The following is a 13009-nucleotide window of genomic DNA, read 5'->3' on the forward strand; positions in this document are numbered from 1 at the left end:
GCTGAAACAAACCGTTACACACCTATGGTGCCAGCAAGGTACGCGTATGTGCGTATTCCGACGAACGTGACCGGTCATTCCGGGGATCGTGACCGATTTGCTCACCGCTCTCTCACTGGATCTGGTTTTGTAAGCTGACCGGTCACGATGGGTCAACTTCTGCCGCTTGCGGGGCGGCGCTCTTGCGCATCGATTCTCCTCTGAGTGTCAGGCGGTGGGCGCTGTGCAGCAGCCGGTCCAGGATGGCGTCGGCCACCGTCGCCGCGCCGATGTAGTCGTGCCAGTGCTCGATGGGCAGCTGGCTGGCGATCAGCGTCGAACCCCGGCCGTGCCGGTCCTCGATCACCTCCATCAGGTCCTGGCGCTGCGGCGCGGTCATCTTCTGCATGCCCCAGTCGTCGAGGATCAGCAGGTCGGTCTTCTGCAGCTGGCCCATCAGCCGGGCGTAGGAGCCGTCGCCCTGGGCGATGCGCAGCTGCTCGAACAGGCGCGGCACCCGCAGGTAACGCACCGAGTAACCCTGCCGGCAGGCCTGGTTGCCCAGCGCGCAGGCCAGCCAGGTCTTGCCGCACCCGGTGGGGCCGGTGATGCACAGGTTGAGGGACTGGCCGATCCACTCGCCGGTGGCCAGCGGCGCCATGCGGCCCCGCTCCAGGCCGCGAGGGTGGCGGTAGTCGATGTCCTCGACGCAGGCCGTCACGCGCAGCTTGGCGGTCTTCAGCAACCGGTCGAGGCGGCGGTTATCGCGATGCAGGACCTCTCGGTCGAGCAGCATGCCCAGGCGATCCTCGAACGGCAGGTCGTAGGTGTCCGGCTGGGTGAGCTGGTGGGCCAGTGCGTCATACATGCCGGTCAGCTTGAGGCGGCGCAGGGTGTCGAGCAGGGGCTGGGTCATCATCGGTCGTCTCCTCGGATCAGTGGTAGTACTCGGCACCGCGCACGTTGGTGTGGGGCGGCAAGTCATCGAGCGCCTCGGGGAGCGTCAGCATCGGCTGCTGATCTAGCCCCTGCTTGAGGATCGAGGCGATGCTGCTGTAGCGGGTGGTGGGGATCGCCAGGGCATGCGCGCAGGCCTGCTCCAGCCGGGCCTTGCCGTAGCGCCGGCTGAGCTGCAACAGGCCCAGGCAGGCACGGTAGCCATGCTCGGGATGGGGGCGGTCCTGCAGCTGTCGCTGGGTCATTTCCAGGGTGGCGACGCCGATGTCCTTCGCCCAGTCCAGGAAGCGGCTTGGCGACCAGTCGCGGTGGGCCTGGTGACGCTTGGGCATGTGCTCGGCCAGGGTCGAGAAACGTCCCGGGGCGTGGCGCGGGTGCGCCGCCACCCGCTGCCCTTTGTGGAACACCTCCACCATGGCGTGGGTCAGGCGCACCTCCAGCACCTGGCCGACCAGGCTGTGAGGGACGCTGTAGAAGTGTTTGTCGAGGTCGAGGTGGTAGTCGATGCCGGGCCTGGCCTTGCGCCACTCGGCGTACTCGTAGGGCGTCTCCGGCAGCGGGCGCAGCACCGGCCGGTCGATGGCCGCGAACAAATCGCGCCGGCTCTCCTCGCGGCCCTGGAAGGGTCGGCGGTTGAGATCCTCCAGCAGCTCGCGGATGGCCTGGTTCAGCGAGGCCAGCGTGAAGAAGGTGTGGTGGCGCAGTCGGGCCAGGATCCAGCGCTCCACCAACAGCACCGCGGCCTCCGCCTTGGCCTTGTCCTTGGGTTTGTAAGGCCGCGCCGGCAGCACCGCGACCTGGTAGTGCTGGGCCATCTCGGCGTAGGTCGCGTTGAGCTGGCTCTCGTAGCGACATGCCCGCGTCACGGCGCTCTTCAGGTTGTCGGGCACCAGTAGCTCGGGGACACCGCCCAGGAACTGGAAGGCGCGCTGGTGAGAGGCGATCCAGTCGGGCAGCGCCTGGCTCCAGGTGGCCTCGGCGTAGGTGTAGCTGGAGGCGCCCAGCACGGCAACGAACACCTGGGCCCGTCGCTCCTCGCCGGTGGCCTGGTTGATGATCGGCACGGTCGGGCCGCAGTAGTCGATGAACAGCTTCTCGCCGGCGCGGTGGACCTGACGCATGCTGCGCCGCTGGCGGTCCCGCCAGGCGCGGTAATGATCGCAGAACCGACTGTAGCGGTAGGCCTTGTCGCCGTGGACCTCGACGTACTCGGCCCACAGCAGCTGCAGGGTGACGCCCTTGCGCTTGAGCGCCTGGTGGACCTGGAAGTAGTCCGGCGCCGAGAAGCGCATCGGCGGCGATTTGGCCGGGAACAGCCGCGCCTCCAGCGCCGCCTCGTCGGTGCCGTCGGGCAACGGCCAGCGGATGCCGGCCACCTGGGCCAGGCTGACGTACTTGCTGACCACGCCCTTGGAGAGGCCGCAGGCCCGCGCAATCTTCTCGTGGCTGAGGCCGGCGTCGTACTTGAGGCGCAACACCTCGGTGATGGTTCGCATGGGAATCCTCGGTGCTGGCATGGTCCCCTCCAGGGGCAAAGGCAATAGGAGGGATATGCCGTAAAAGTCCGAATCATTCCAGCGAGTTAGGTGAGATTCCGGGAACGTGACCGAGGATTCCGACATCGTGACCGCGGATTCCGGAAAAGAGGCCGAAATCGGTCACGATGAAACGGAATAGCCGGTCACGTTGGCCCGGAATGGTCGGTCACGATAGATCGGAACGGGCGGTCACGATGGCGCGGAATACGCAGTATGGCCAGTTCTGGTGCCATTCGGCTTGGGGGAGGCGACGAGCTGGGGCAGCGTTACCGGCTGTTGACGTCGCCGATGTGCCCCAGCCGTTGGCAGAGTCGCGGGTAGAGCGGGTCCAGCAGCAATAACACCAGCGCCATCAGCCCGACCACGGCGGTGGGTAGGGTGGCCTGGATGAGGGGTTCGTTGATCAGCACGTCCCAGGGGCGTGGCGCGAGATCCTCGCGGCTGCGATCTCCATAACGCTGGATATTCAGCGATTAAAGAGGGTCTGTCCCCGATTTCCTATCTTTGAAGATAGCCGCTAGTCGATCAGGCGCCAGCCTTGGGCAGCCTGGCGAGCGGGCGGCTCCAGATGGTCAGGAAGCGCTCGGTGTTGACGCTGCGCTGCTCGCTCTTGCGCTTGGTGCGGGGGAGGGGCTGGTCCCAGATGGTGGGGATGCGCTCGGTGGTCATGGGGAAATCTCCTGGGTTTCAGTTTTCGGAAAGCATTTTCACATATCTTATCTTCGACCAAGGTCGCAGGCAAGTATTTGTGAAAAATATTTCTGAAAATTCCGCGCCCCCTGAATCGCCCCACAAAGCGTGGCTCCCACCAGTAGCAATAGCCTCTATGCAAGCGGGATAGCCAACAGTGACAACAGGCTCCGTGGCAGTGGCATAACCACCCATGACAGCAGCCTCCGTGGCAGCGGTATGACTCCTGGAGCTTGGCTCCACTGGTGGGAGATCGGCTCCGCCGGCGGTTCGACGCTTCGACGAATGGCGGTGAAGCCGCCCGGCGGGGTTGCCGAACGCGGCAGCGGTTGCGACAGCGGCTATAGTGAAACGACCACTCTCGGCAGGGAGGCCGTGCGCATGAACCCCTATCCACAGCTCCTCCACCACGGCGGCGCCACCGGCGTCACCGGCAGTTGCCATCGGCTGCAGATCAGCGATGACCGCGCCCTGCTGGTGGATTGCGGGCTCTTCCAGGGCCAGGACGCCGACCATGTCGACAGCTTCGAGCAGTACAAGGTCAATTTTCCGGTCGATGACGTGCTGGCGCTGGTGGTGACCCATGTGCATATCGACCATATCGGCCGGCTGCCCTACCTGCTGGCGGCGGGGTATCGCGGGCCCATCCTCTGCTCGGTGCCCTCGGCAAGACTGCTGCCGCTGGTGATCGAGGATGCGCTGAAGATCGGCTTCACCCGCGACCGGGCGCTGATCGAGCGTTTCCTGGCCGAGGTGGAGGGTCGGCTGGCGGCGCTTGGCTACCGTGAGTGGCACACCCTGGTGGATGACGACCGACATCGGGTGCGGGTGAGGCTGCAGCGCGCCGGGCATATCCTCGGCTCCTGCTATGTGGAGGTGGACACCCTAGACCGAGAGAGTGGAAAAGTGCATCGCACGCTGTTCTCCGGCGACCTGGGCGCGCCCTATGCGCCGCTTCTGCCGGCGCCGAAGCCGCCCTGGGGCTGCGACACCCTGGTGCTGGAGAGCACCTACGGCGACCGGCGCCACGAGGGTCGTCGCCACCGCCGCGCCCGGCTCAAGGCGGCCATCGAGCGGTTGACCGATGTCATCGAGGAGTGGGAGAGCATCGCCCCCGATTTCGCCAAGTTCAATGCGGGTGTAGAAACTCTGGATGCCGTCGATATGCTCAAGTTTCTCATGGAGCAGCACGGGCTTGGCATTGCCGACTTTCCGGAGATCGGCAGCAAGTCGCTAGTGTCCAGGATTCTCAATCGCCGCGGGCGCGAACTGACGCGTCGACACATCCAGGCCCTGTCGAAGCGCTTCGGCGTCAGTCCCGCGCTTTTCTTCGGGTAATCGCGCCCTTGGGGTCTGACCCCGCTGCTACATGTTGCGCCAACACTCTGATATGACTGAGCAATCAACAACATGGGGGTCAGACCCCAAGGGCTACGCCGAACTCTCGCAGCCAATCGGGGATAGCCCCCAGTTTCCCCCGGAGCCACCATGCCGGCCGATGGCGTTTCGGGCGGTCGTCGGGCCGGCCCCTTGGAACTGACAGGCAAGTACAAGAATACGTACAATGAGCGATGAGCCTAGAGGAGGAAAGCATGGATACCGTGACCTACAGCCATTTTCGCAGCCACCTGGCCAAGGTGCTGGACCGGGTCAACGATGACCACGTGCCGGTGCTGATCACGCGCCAGAATGGTAAACCCGCGATTGTGATGTCGGTAGAGGACTTCAAGTCCTACGAGGAAACCGCCTACCTGATGGCCAGCCCGCGCAACGTCCAGCGACTTAACGAGGCCATTGCCGAGGTGGAACGGGGCGATGCCACTGAGCATGGCCTGATCGATCCATGATGCTGACCTGGGCCAGCCAGGCTTGGCAGGACTACCTCTACTGGCAGTCACGCGACAGGAAGACCCCCGAGCGCATCAACATGCTGATCAAGGACATCCAGCGCCAGCCGTTTGATGGCCTGGGCGATCCCGAGCCATTGCGGCACCAGTGGTCAGGGTACTGGTCGCGACGGATCGACCGGGAACATCGCCTCGTCTACAAGGTGACCGACAGCGCTATCGTGATCGTTCAGTGTCGGTACCGCTATTGATCATCGATAATCGGGGACAGGCCCCATTTCCCCACTTCTCTTTTTCCTCAGGCTGCTGGTTCGTGGGGGCGTGCGGTGAGATCGACTCCCAGCGCGCGCATCACCGCGAGCATCGTCTTGAGAGTGGGGTTTCCTTGCTCACTGAAAGAGCGGTAGAGCTGCTCACGGGATAGCCCGGTTTCACGGGCGAGTTCTGTCATGCCCTTGGCGCGGGCCACCACGCCCATTGCCTTGGCGATATAGGCCGAATCCCCAGATTCCAAGGCGTCGGCCAGAAAAATGGCAATCGCCTCTTCGCTTTCCAGGGCGGCCGCCGGGTCGTACTCATAGACCTTCTCGTTCATGACGCCTCCCACTCTGATGCCAGACGTTTCGCGGTTTCGATATCATCTTGCTGGCTGCTTTTATCGCCGCCACACAGAAGGATGATGATTGCGTTACCGTGCTTCTTGAAGTAAATCCGACATCCTGGTCCGAAGTGGATGCGCAGTTCACTGATGCCGTTTCCAACCGACTTTACGTCGCCTGGCAAGCCATTGGCCAAGCGGAACACACGGGCCGCAATCATGGCCTTGGCGCGTTGTTTACGATTAGCCGATGTATCCTGCCGATGTTGCAATGCACAAAAGTGGGTGCTAGTGTACATTGTGCATTGCAGCAGAGCAGGGCGGGGCCTTCATGAGAGATCCCGTTCCCATCAGCCAGAACCGGAGTATTTCATAATGACCAACGCATTCGCATTCGACACCAAAGCGTTCGACACCGCCCAGTTCGAGTCACTGTTCTTCGCCCCGGCGCGCGCCTTCGCCGCTCTCTCGGTCGACTACACCGAGAAGCTGGTCAACGCCCAGTTCGAGGCCACCAAGGCTTACACCGACACCAACCTGGCGCAGCTGCGCAACCTGGTGCAGGTCAAGGACGCCGAAGGCCTGAAGAGCTACCTGGAAGGCCAGCAGCAAGTCGCCCAGGAGCTCAGCGAGCGCCTGAAGAGCGACGCCGAGAAGGTGGTGGCCCTGCAGCAGGAGTTCGTGCAGGAGAGCCAGAAGCTGACCGAGGGCAGCGTCAAGCAGGCCCAGGAAAGCGTCAAGCAGGCCACCGAGACTGCCGCTACCGCCACCAGCAAGACCGCCAGGGGCAAGGCTGCCGCTCAGGCGTAAGTCGCCGGCCCGCACCGCGCGGGCCTGCAAGACTGCTGAGCCGAGCTGGTAGACCAACAGGCCGCCGATCACATGATCGGCGGCCTGTTTTTTAATTCTTGGCGGATATCCGAGGGTTCGGCGTAGCCCTTGGGGTCTGACCCCCACGTTGTTGATTACTCAGTCATATCAGAGTGTTGGCGTAACATGTAGCAGCGGGGTCAGACCCCAAGGGCGAATTCCCCCAGGGCAGGCCCCGATCAACCTGCTACCAGGTGGCGCCGGGCTTCTTCCAGGTCGTAGGCGTTTTGAAGCCTGAGCCAGTAGCCTTCGCTGGTGCCAAAGTAGCGAGAAAACCTCAGATCGGTGTCACCGGTGATGCGGCGGCGGCCTAGGGTGATCTGGCTGATACGGGTCACCGGTACTCCGATGGCCTTGGCCAGGGCATTCCTGCTGATCCCCATGGGCTCCAGGAACTCCTCCTGCAGGATCTCACCCGGATGGATATTGGGAAGCTTCTCGGTCACTTGCTTGCCTCCTGTCAGTGGTAGTCAACGATCTCGACGTCATAGGCATCGCCGTCGATAAAGCGAAAACAAAGTCGCCACTGGTCATTGATGCGGATACTGAATTGGCCCTCTCGATCGCCCCTGAGGCCTTCAAGCCGGTTACCCGGAGGAATGCGCAGATCGTCGAGCACGACGGCGGCATCGAGCTGGCGTAATTTTTTGGTTCATCGCACTTTGCCGGGAAACGCGGCACGGATCTTCAGGAAGAAGTACTCCGTGTCGCGGTACCCGTAAGCCATCCGCTTCATGACCTTGATCCGGTTGTTCATGCCCTCCAGCACGCTGGTATTTAGCCGGTGCCGGGCACTGGACAGGATCCCTTCAAGGTACGGGGCCAGTCGCTTGGCGAAGCGCCCCAGAGCCTCGATGCCACTGCTGGTGGCCATCTCGTACCATTCCTGCCAGGCGCTTCGGGCAGTAGCCTCGTCGTCGGCAAACCACAGGGTCTTCAACTGGTCCTTGAGCACATAGGCCGTGGTCAATGACGCGTTGGCTGCCAGCAACTCCTCCAGCTTGACCGCCTGCTCGGGCTTGAGGTTGTCGGCGTTGCGCAGCAGTAGCCAGCGGCTTCCCTTGATGACCTTGCGAGCGGCCTTGTCGTCGCGCAGTTGGTTGGCCTGATCAACGCGAACCCGGTCCATCACCTCGCGTCCGTACTTGGCCACCACATGGAAGCGGTCGTAGACCACCTCGGCATTGGGGCACTGGTCCTTCACCTCTGCATCAAAGGCTGAGTTCATGTCCATGGCGACCGCCTCGATCTGTTCACGCGCCTCGCCCAGCCATTCGAAGAACGGCCGGATTGCTTCGCGGGAGCGGCCTTCGCCCACCCATACCACCTGCTGGGTGTCGGCGCAGGCGACCACCGTGGCGTAGCGGTGCCCCTTGTGCAGGGCGAACTCATCCATCATCAGCCGCCGTAACCGACTCGGGTCAGGTGCCGGCAGGTCGCGCTGCAGACGCTGCTTGTCAATGGTCTTGACGGTATGCCAGTGCAAGCCGACCAGGTCGGCGACATGCCGAATCGGCAGCAACGTGACCAGGCGCTCCACCCACTGGCGCAACGTGGTGGTGACCGGTGAGCGCCCCGGCAGCCAGTCGATACGCTCCCGTGTCGGGCCACAAACCGGGCAGCGCAGGCGGCGTACCGGCACCTCCAGCTCCACCCGGTAGATCAGCAACGGCGCCTCTCGGACGCGACGGTGATGCACGTCATGGACGAGAAAGCAGGCATGGTCACAGCCGCTGCAAACCGGCGGGATCCGGTCATCGGGCTCCAACTGGAGCCGCAGCGTCTGAGGATCCAGGAACTCGTGGTGGGTGACGGTGAAACCTTTCCAGAACAGGCAGAGCGGGGTAGCATCCATGGCAACGGCGGTGTCCGTAGGCTGACGTTTTGGCGAATATCAGCTTACTCGGATTTACCGCCGTTTCTCTATCCCGCCTCTGCCTAAGGTTGCTTCGCTTTCACGCCAGTCTGCGAAGAACCAATTTTTTAAGTGCCTGGCGTTGCATACTGTGGGGCAGTTTTCGAGCCACGTTGCCGCGTGCGATGGATTCTGCCTGGCGGTCCTTGAAATGCTTGATCACGGTGACTCATCTGCTCGCCATGCGCTCCATTGAGCTTAACGTGTTGCGTTATGGTCCACAAGCGCGAGGCTTATAGCCAATCGGGGACAGTCCCTGAAGCTTCCCCACGAATGATGTCACGATATCGACATATTCGAAGGTGTTGGCGCCTCATGCGAGCACAGCGCCGCGCCCTTGGGGTCAGACCCCAAGGACTATTCCCTGTCCCTCAATCTCTCCGCCGCATGGCGTCGCGGGTGCGCCTTAGCCGACGGCAGAGCCGTGGGTAGAGTGGGTCCAGCAGCAGTAGCACCAGCGCCATCAGCCCGACCACGGCGGTGGGTAGGGTGGCCTGGATGAGGGGTTCGTTGATCAGCACGTCCCAGGGGCGTGGCGCGAGATCCTCGCGGCTGCGATCTCCATAACGCTGGATATTCAGGGCCTGCCCATTGGCATGGCAGGCAAGCTCGATGCCGCCCGGGCCTTTTTCGCCCTCCACTGCGAACAGGCAGGTGAGTAGGGCGCCGTGCGGGGGCTGGTCCGCTGGCTTTCTGTCGTCCTTGGCTGCAGCGCTGCGCGTGACGCGCACTACGTCGCCCAGGTAGAGCGGTGCCTCCTGCAGGGTGTAGGCGCGCTCCGAGAGGAGTCGACGCCCCATGATCACGGCTCGGCCGTTGCGCAACAGGGGCGGTGATTCGGCGAGGTTGGCGAAGTAGGGGGAGCCGCCGAGGCGACCGACGCCCCGCAGGGTGCCGTTGAGTGGTGTGTCGCCTGGGGTTGCTTCGAGAGTCAGGCGCGCCAGTGCCTCGACGCCCGTCTGCTCGGCGCATTGCTGGCCTGCGCCTGCGGCGGCGCCGGTCAGAGGGCGCAGCACCACCGGGGGCGACGGGGCGGGGCCGTCGACTGCAACCCCTTCGATGTCGATATGCAACGGGCCTTTGCCCTGGCGGCGCAGGGTGACCCGTGCGTGGGGCCCGATCTCGAGGCACCCCTGGAACTCCTGTGGTTGCCCTGGCGGTGCGGCGGTGGGCACCGCGACGAAGCCATCCGGGAGAGAGGGGGGCATGTCCTGGCGTGGCGAGGTCGGCGCGACGCGATGGAGGATCCTGGCATCCGCCAGGTACCAGCTGGCGGAGACGTTGCCCTGGGTGGTCAGCTCCAGGGTCTCGCTATTGGCCTCGAGATAGATGGCATAGGGCCGCTGGAGGACTGCGGTGATCAGCTGCAGAAGCAGTGGTATCGCCGGCAGGGTGATGGCCAGGGTGAGCAGTACCTGGCCGAGTGGCCGGTCGACCAGCTCGCCGCCGAGCCAGTCGTTGAACACGCCCTTGCCGGTGCCGCTGGGCGTGCGCGGGCGTTTCACAGGCGTAGCTCCAGGGCGAGCGTGCCTGCCACATTGCCACCGCGCTGGCGGATGATGACAGGATCGTGGTCCTGCTCCAGCAGCAGGGTGCCCACCTGCGCCTCGAGCCGCCCAGGATCGAGCTCGCAGACGGTGTCATAGGCGATGCGCGGCGAGACGTCGAGAGGGATGCAGGGAATGCCCAGTTCGCGCTCAGCGGTTTCCCCCTTCACCCACACCGCCAGCAGCGTCTCCAGGCGATTGGCGTTGACCAGTATGCTCAGGCGCTGCGGTGGGAGGGCGTCCCCGGGGCTGGGCTGCCAGCCGACGACCAGCACCGCCTCGCGCCGGGTGGCAGGGGCGCAGTCGGCCTTGAGCTCGGCGAGCGCGGCCAGGCGGTAGGGGGCGGGGATGCGTTCGTACTCGTGGTAGTAGTCCGGCTGGCGGCTGGTGAAGTCGGCGCGTATCTGGATGTAATCCGTGCGCGGCGAGGAGAGCCCTGTCGCGCCGTCGAGAGGCACCTCCAGTTGGCCGTTGTACTGGCCATCGCGGGAGCTGAGGGTAAGGCATAGCTGTTTCCCCTCGATCTCGACCTCCGGGGGCAGGATGACATAGAGATGCTGGTCGTCGGATTCCCGGTTGGGGTCGCCCCCGGGTTCGGCCATCACGCCCTTCAGGGTGCTGCCCGAGACATCCACCATGGGCGTATAGTGCTCGTGGCGCAGGGTGGCGGCGATGGGCACGATCCGCACCTCGCTCTGCTCATCCGTCGGCTGGGCCTGGACGCCGGCGACCAGGCCGGCCAGGAGGGCCAAGGTGAGGCGGGCCAGCAGGCGTGGCCGCTTGACCGGCAGGCTGGCGTTCATGACAGCCGGATCCGGAAGGGAAGGGTGGCGCGATCGTCGCCGGCGTTGTCGTCATTGGCGCTGCGGCCAGCGATGGCACAGTCTAGCGAGCCGGTCAGGTCGACACCGCTCAGCTCGGTCAGGCTCAGGTGGCAGTTGTAATCAAATTTCTGCAACTGAAGCCGCCAGCCGCCGCGGGTGAGCTGTCCGGCGAAGGAGGTGTTCGAGTTGCCGGCGCTGTGGAAGAGCCCGCTCACCTGGTCCGTGGCGTCATCGATCGTCAGGTTGGTCAGCATCAGCTCGCGCCACACCGAGTAGGTGTAGGCCTGGGCCTGGCTGGGGTTGCTGGGTTCGAGCAGCTCGACGGCCAGGAAGTCGCGGTTGCGGATCAGCTCGCGCAGGCCGGCGGTATGAAGCCGCTCGTCGTCGCCTTGGAAGGCGGCTTCCAGGGCCATGCTGCGCAGCACCGGGTCGTCATCCTTCATCACCTCTTCGAACACTGCGAGGCGCACCGAGGCGCTCTCGTCCGCCAGCAGGGTGCGCACCCGGTCGAGCAGAGCGGCACGCTCCTGGGCGGCTTCGAAGCGACTCGGGTCGAAGGCCTGGGCATCGGAGTGGATGAAGGAGAAGGCCGGCATGAGCGCCAGAGCCAGGACCAGGTAGGGACGTTTGCCGAGGGTCATGGGAACTCCTGTGTGTTGTCATCGGGGCTCGCTGGCGCATCATTGGCCGGTGGTGTGGCCGATACGCACGTAACCTTGGTCTGCCACCAGGGGCGACCCTGAACCTTGCCCCGCAGCTCGATGCTCTGGCCTACCTCGAGCCAGCGCAGCGCCGGGGACCAGGCATCCGGTGACTCGCGTATCGCCGTGCGCGTGGTGGCGATCACCCGCCCCCGGCGTGGTGCCAGTGGCAGCGCCGGAGGGGAGTCAAAAACGTCGGCCACCAGACGCTCGAGGGCGTCGAGGCGGTAGGCGCGTACGACGCCCTGCACGGTGGTCAGCACCATGCCCACCAGGCGCCCGTCCAGCATCAGGCGTGAGCCGCTGATGCCTTCGAAGGCACCACCGTCCTGCTGGAGCGGGGTGACCTCCACATGGCGCCCCTCCACGGCACTGAAGCGCACCGCGTAGGATTCGAGGCCGCCGGTGGGGCGCACGCGCAGCAGGCTGCCCAGGCGGCCCTGTCGCACCGCCTCGCTGAGCAGCGGGGCCAGGGAATCGCTGCGCGGCCAGCCCCGGCCACAGGTCATGCGGCCTTCTGCCTCGACCCGGACGACCGCGATATCGTCGCCGAAGTCGGTGAGCCGCTCGGCGGGGGCGCGAGTTCGCTCGGCGTTGATCACGCTCAGCCCGCTGCCGCCCAGGCCCACCACATGCTGCGGCGTGATCGCGAAGCATTCGCCGCCGCGGGCACGCAGTAGGCCCTGGCCCTCCTCGACGCCGCTGACCAGCACACCTTCGGCGGCGAGGGCGGGGGCCGCCACCGACAGCAGGCCCGCCAGCATCCCTATTCGTAGGGTACGCATGGTTTCTCTCCCACCGGAGGTGTCGTCTCCTAGCGTAGACAGCTTCGCTTAGGCCTGCCTTTAAATCGGGGACAGTCCCCATTTCCGCTTTGCCCGTCGCCCCTTGTCGTCCGTTCTTGCACAAGGTGCGTCATTGACGTACAGTGTTGTCATGTACACGATCATCGAAACTGCCATGTTTCGGCGCTATGCCGAACAGGTGTGGAAAGACGATGAGCGAGAGGCCTTCATTGCCTGGCTTGCCTCGGACCCACTGGTTGGCGATGTCATTCCCGGTACGGGCGGTGTACGCAAGGTGCGCTGGCGACGCCAGGGGAGTGGCAAGAGAGGTGGTGCGCGAGTGATCTACTACAACACCCTCGATGACGGCCAGGTGTGGTTGTTGATCGTGTACTCGAAATCAAAGTTCGACAACCTGCCTACCTCGCTTTTGACACAACTGAAAGAGGAACTGGACCATGGATAAAGAGATGGAACAGTTTGGACGTGATCTGCTCGAATCTGTGCGCCAGATGAAACGCGGTGAGGCGTCTCGAGTTACTAAGGTCGAAGTGCCCATGGCGGCTCAGATTCGCCATCGGTTAGGACTATCGCAGAAGGCGTTTGCTGAGCTATTGGACGTTAGCCCCGGCACATTGCGTGGTTGGGAGCAGGGACGCCGAGAGCCTACCGGCACTGCGCGAACCTTGCTGCGTGTGGCGGCAAAGCACCCCGAGGCGCTGAGGGATCTGGGTTAATCGGGGGCTGCCCCCCATTTC

General features: G+C 64.3%; 19 protein-coding genes. 6 read left to right on the plus strand and 13 right to left on the minus strand.

What is annotated here, in order from left to right:
* Nucleotides 1-142 precede the first annotated feature (142 nt).
* From istB to NFH66_RS07915, 4 genes are all read right to left on the minus strand, one after another.
* Nucleotides 143-898: an IS21-like element helper ATPase IstB gene (gene istB / locus NFH66_RS07900; RefSeq protein ID WP_349608073.1), complete on the minus strand. Its 756-nt coding sequence runs from the start codon at nt 896-898 to the stop codon at nt 143-145.
* Between the two features lie 16 nt (nt 899-914).
* Complete coding sequence (gene istA / locus NFH66_RS07905) at nt 915-2453, minus strand: IS21 family transposase (RefSeq protein ID WP_349609651.1); 1539 nt, start codon at nt 2451-2453, stop codon at nt 915-917.
* A gap of 287 nt (nt 2454-2740) precedes the next feature.
* The gene (locus tag NFH66_RS07910; RefSeq protein WP_349609652.1) at nt 2741-2884 is read right to left on the minus strand and encodes a hypothetical protein; all 144 of its coding nucleotides are present in this window, start codon (nt 2882-2884) and stop codon (nt 2741-2743) included.
* A gap of 115 nt (nt 2885-2999) precedes the next feature.
* On the minus strand, nt 3000-3143 hold the full coding sequence (locus NFH66_RS07915; RefSeq protein WP_349609653.1) for a hypothetical protein: 144 nt from the start codon (nt 3141-3143) through the stop codon (nt 3000-3002).
* A gap of 402 nt (nt 3144-3545) precedes the next feature.
* Between NFH66_RS07915 and NFH66_RS07920 the strand changes: the two genes are divergently transcribed.
* The 3 genes from NFH66_RS07920 to NFH66_RS07930 all read left to right on the plus strand — a co-directional run bounded on the left by NFH66_RS07920 (nt 3546) and on the right by NFH66_RS07930 (nt 5262).
* The gene (locus tag NFH66_RS07920; protein ID WP_349609654.1) at nt 3546-4502 is read left to right on the plus strand and encodes an MBL fold metallo-hydrolase; all 957 of its coding nucleotides are present in this window, start codon (nt 3546-3548) and stop codon (nt 4500-4502) included.
* A gap of 254 nt (nt 4503-4756) precedes the next feature.
* Nucleotides 4757-5011, plus strand: coding sequence for a type II toxin-antitoxin system Phd/YefM family antitoxin (locus tag NFH66_RS07925; protein ID WP_349609655.1), 255 nt, complete (start codon nt 4757-4759; stop codon nt 5009-5011).
* Nucleotides 5008-5262 carry a Txe/YoeB family addiction module toxin gene (locus NFH66_RS07930; protein ID WP_349609656.1) on the plus strand — a complete coding sequence of 85 codons (255 nt, stop codon included), beginning with the start codon at nt 5008-5010 and terminating at the stop codon, nt 5260-5262. The genes NFH66_RS07925 and NFH66_RS07930 overlap by 4 nt, the downstream gene beginning before the upstream one ends.
* Nucleotides 5263-5309: 47 nt before the next feature.
* Here NFH66_RS07930 and NFH66_RS07935 read toward each other — a convergent pair whose 3' ends face one another.
* Together NFH66_RS07935 and NFH66_RS07940 are read right to left on the minus strand one after the other, a co-directional pair.
* On the minus strand, nt 5310-5606 hold the full coding sequence (locus NFH66_RS07935) for an addiction module antidote protein (protein ID WP_349609658.1): 297 nt from the start codon (nt 5604-5606) through the stop codon (nt 5310-5312).
* Nucleotides 5603-5908 carry a type II toxin-antitoxin system RelE/ParE family toxin gene (locus NFH66_RS07940; RefSeq protein ID WP_349609660.1) on the minus strand — a complete coding sequence of 102 codons (306 nt, stop codon included), beginning with the start codon at nt 5906-5908 and terminating at the stop codon, nt 5603-5605. Before NFH66_RS07940 ends, NFH66_RS07935 begins: the two co-directional genes overlap by 4 nt.
* A 76-nt stretch (nt 5909-5984) precedes the next feature.
* Here NFH66_RS07940 and NFH66_RS07945 point away from each other — a divergent pair, with 76 nt between their 5' ends.
* Nucleotides 5985-6419 (plus strand): phasin family protein, encoded by a 435-nt coding sequence (locus NFH66_RS07945; protein ID WP_349609662.1) that lies wholly within the window; start codon nt 5985-5987, stop codon nt 6417-6419.
* A gap of 239 nt (nt 6420-6658) precedes the next feature.
* Here NFH66_RS07945 and NFH66_RS07950 read toward each other — a convergent pair whose 3' ends face one another.
* The 7 genes from NFH66_RS07950 to NFH66_RS07980 form a co-directional block, all read right to left on the minus strand.
* Nucleotides 6659-6925, minus strand: a complete 267-nt coding sequence (locus tag NFH66_RS07950) for a HigA family addiction module antitoxin (protein ID WP_349609664.1) — start codon at nt 6923-6925, stop codon at nt 6659-6661.
* 14 nt (nt 6926-6939) lie between these two features.
* Nucleotides 6940-7098 (minus strand): type II toxin-antitoxin system RelE/ParE family toxin, encoded by a 159-nt coding sequence (locus NFH66_RS07955; RefSeq protein WP_349609666.1) that lies wholly within the window; start codon nt 7096-7098, stop codon nt 6940-6942.
* A gap of 33 nt (nt 7099-7131) precedes the next feature.
* Nucleotides 7132-8334 carry an ISL3 family transposase gene (locus tag NFH66_RS07960; protein ID WP_349609668.1) on the minus strand — a complete coding sequence of 401 codons (1203 nt, stop codon included), beginning with the start codon at nt 8332-8334 and terminating at the stop codon, nt 7132-7134.
* Between the two features lie 431 nt (nt 8335-8765).
* Entirely contained in the window at nt 8766-9899 is a 1134-nt protein-coding gene (locus NFH66_RS07965) for a hypothetical protein (RefSeq protein ID WP_349609670.1), read from the minus strand.
* The gene (locus NFH66_RS07970) at nt 9896-10744 is read right to left on the minus strand and encodes a hypothetical protein (RefSeq protein WP_349609672.1); all 849 of its coding nucleotides are present in this window, start codon (nt 10742-10744) and stop codon (nt 9896-9898) included. Before NFH66_RS07970 ends, NFH66_RS07965 begins: the two co-directional genes overlap by 4 nt.
* Nucleotides 10741-11406, minus strand: coding sequence for a hypothetical protein (locus NFH66_RS07975; RefSeq protein ID WP_349609674.1), 666 nt, complete (start codon nt 11404-11406; stop codon nt 10741-10743). Before NFH66_RS07975 ends, NFH66_RS07970 begins: the two co-directional genes overlap by 4 nt.
* Nucleotides 11403-12251 carry a hypothetical protein gene (locus tag NFH66_RS07980; RefSeq protein WP_349609676.1) on the minus strand — a complete coding sequence of 283 codons (849 nt, stop codon included), beginning with the start codon at nt 12249-12251 and terminating at the stop codon, nt 11403-11405. The genes NFH66_RS07975 and NFH66_RS07980 overlap by 4 nt, the downstream gene beginning before the upstream one ends.
* 151 nt (nt 12252-12402) lie before the next feature.
* Between NFH66_RS07980 and NFH66_RS07985 the strand changes: the two genes are divergently transcribed.
* Complete coding sequence (locus NFH66_RS07985) at nt 12403-12717, plus strand: transcriptional regulator (protein ID WP_349609678.1); 315 nt, start codon at nt 12403-12405, stop codon at nt 12715-12717.
* A complete protein-coding gene (locus NFH66_RS07990) occupies nt 12710-12988 on the plus strand; it encodes a helix-turn-helix domain-containing protein (protein ID WP_349609679.1) in 279 nt (92 codons plus the stop codon). Before NFH66_RS07985 ends, NFH66_RS07990 begins: the two co-directional genes overlap by 8 nt.
* Nucleotides 12989-13009: the final 21 nt, after the last annotated feature.

Origin of the sequence: Halomonas sp. H10-9-1, assembly GCF_040147005.1 — a bacterium.
Taxonomy (GTDB): Bacteria; Pseudomonadota; Gammaproteobacteria; order Pseudomonadales; family Halomonadaceae; genus Halomonas.

Excerpts from the sequence above, each read along its gene's own strand:
- istB (WP_349608073.1), bottom strand. The coding sequence starts at position 898 with ATGATGACCCAGCCCCTGCTCGACACCCTGCGCCGCCTCAAGCTGACC.
- istA (WP_349609651.1), bottom strand. The coding sequence starts at position 2,453 with ATGCCAGCACCGAGGATTCCCATGCGAACCATCACCGAGGTGTTGCGC.
- NFH66_RS07915 (WP_349609653.1), bottom strand. The coding sequence starts at position 3,143 with ATGACCACCGAGCGCATCCCCACCATCTGGGACCAGCCCCTCCCCCGC.
- NFH66_RS07920 (WP_349609654.1), top strand. The coding sequence starts at position 3,546 with ATGAACCCCTATCCACAGCTCCTCCACCACGGCGGCGCCACCGGCGTC.
- NFH66_RS07925 (WP_349609655.1), top strand. The coding sequence starts at position 4,757 with ATGGATACCGTGACCTACAGCCATTTTCGCAGCCACCTGGCCAAGGTG.
- NFH66_RS07930 (WP_349609656.1), top strand. The coding sequence starts at position 5,008 with ATGATGCTGACCTGGGCCAGCCAGGCTTGGCAGGACTACCTCTACTGG.
- NFH66_RS07935 (WP_349609658.1), bottom strand. The coding sequence starts at position 5,606 with ATGAACGAGAAGGTCTATGAGTACGACCCGGCGGCCGCCCTGGAAAGC.
- NFH66_RS07940 (WP_349609660.1), bottom strand. The coding sequence starts at position 5,908 with ATGTACACTAGCACCCACTTTTGTGCATTGCAACATCGGCAGGATACA.
- NFH66_RS07945 (WP_349609662.1), top strand. The coding sequence starts at position 5,985 with ATGACCAACGCATTCGCATTCGACACCAAAGCGTTCGACACCGCCCAG.
- NFH66_RS07960 (WP_349609668.1), bottom strand. The coding sequence starts at position 8,334 with ATGGATGCTACCCCGCTCTGCCTGTTCTGGAAAGGTTTCACCGTCACC.
- NFH66_RS07970 (WP_349609672.1), bottom strand. The coding sequence starts at position 10,744 with ATGAACGCCAGCCTGCCGGTCAAGCGGCCACGCCTGCTGGCCCGCCTC.
- NFH66_RS07975 (WP_349609674.1), bottom strand. The coding sequence starts at position 11,406 with ATGACCCTCGGCAAACGTCCCTACCTGGTCCTGGCTCTGGCGCTCATG.
- NFH66_RS07980 (WP_349609676.1), bottom strand. The coding sequence starts at position 12,251 with ATGCGTACCCTACGAATAGGGATGCTGGCGGGCCTGCTGTCGGTGGCG.
- NFH66_RS07985 (WP_349609678.1), top strand. The coding sequence starts at position 12,403 with ATGTACACGATCATCGAAACTGCCATGTTTCGGCGCTATGCCGAACAG.
- NFH66_RS07990 (WP_349609679.1), top strand. The coding sequence starts at position 12,710 with ATGGATAAAGAGATGGAACAGTTTGGACGTGATCTGCTCGAATCTGTG.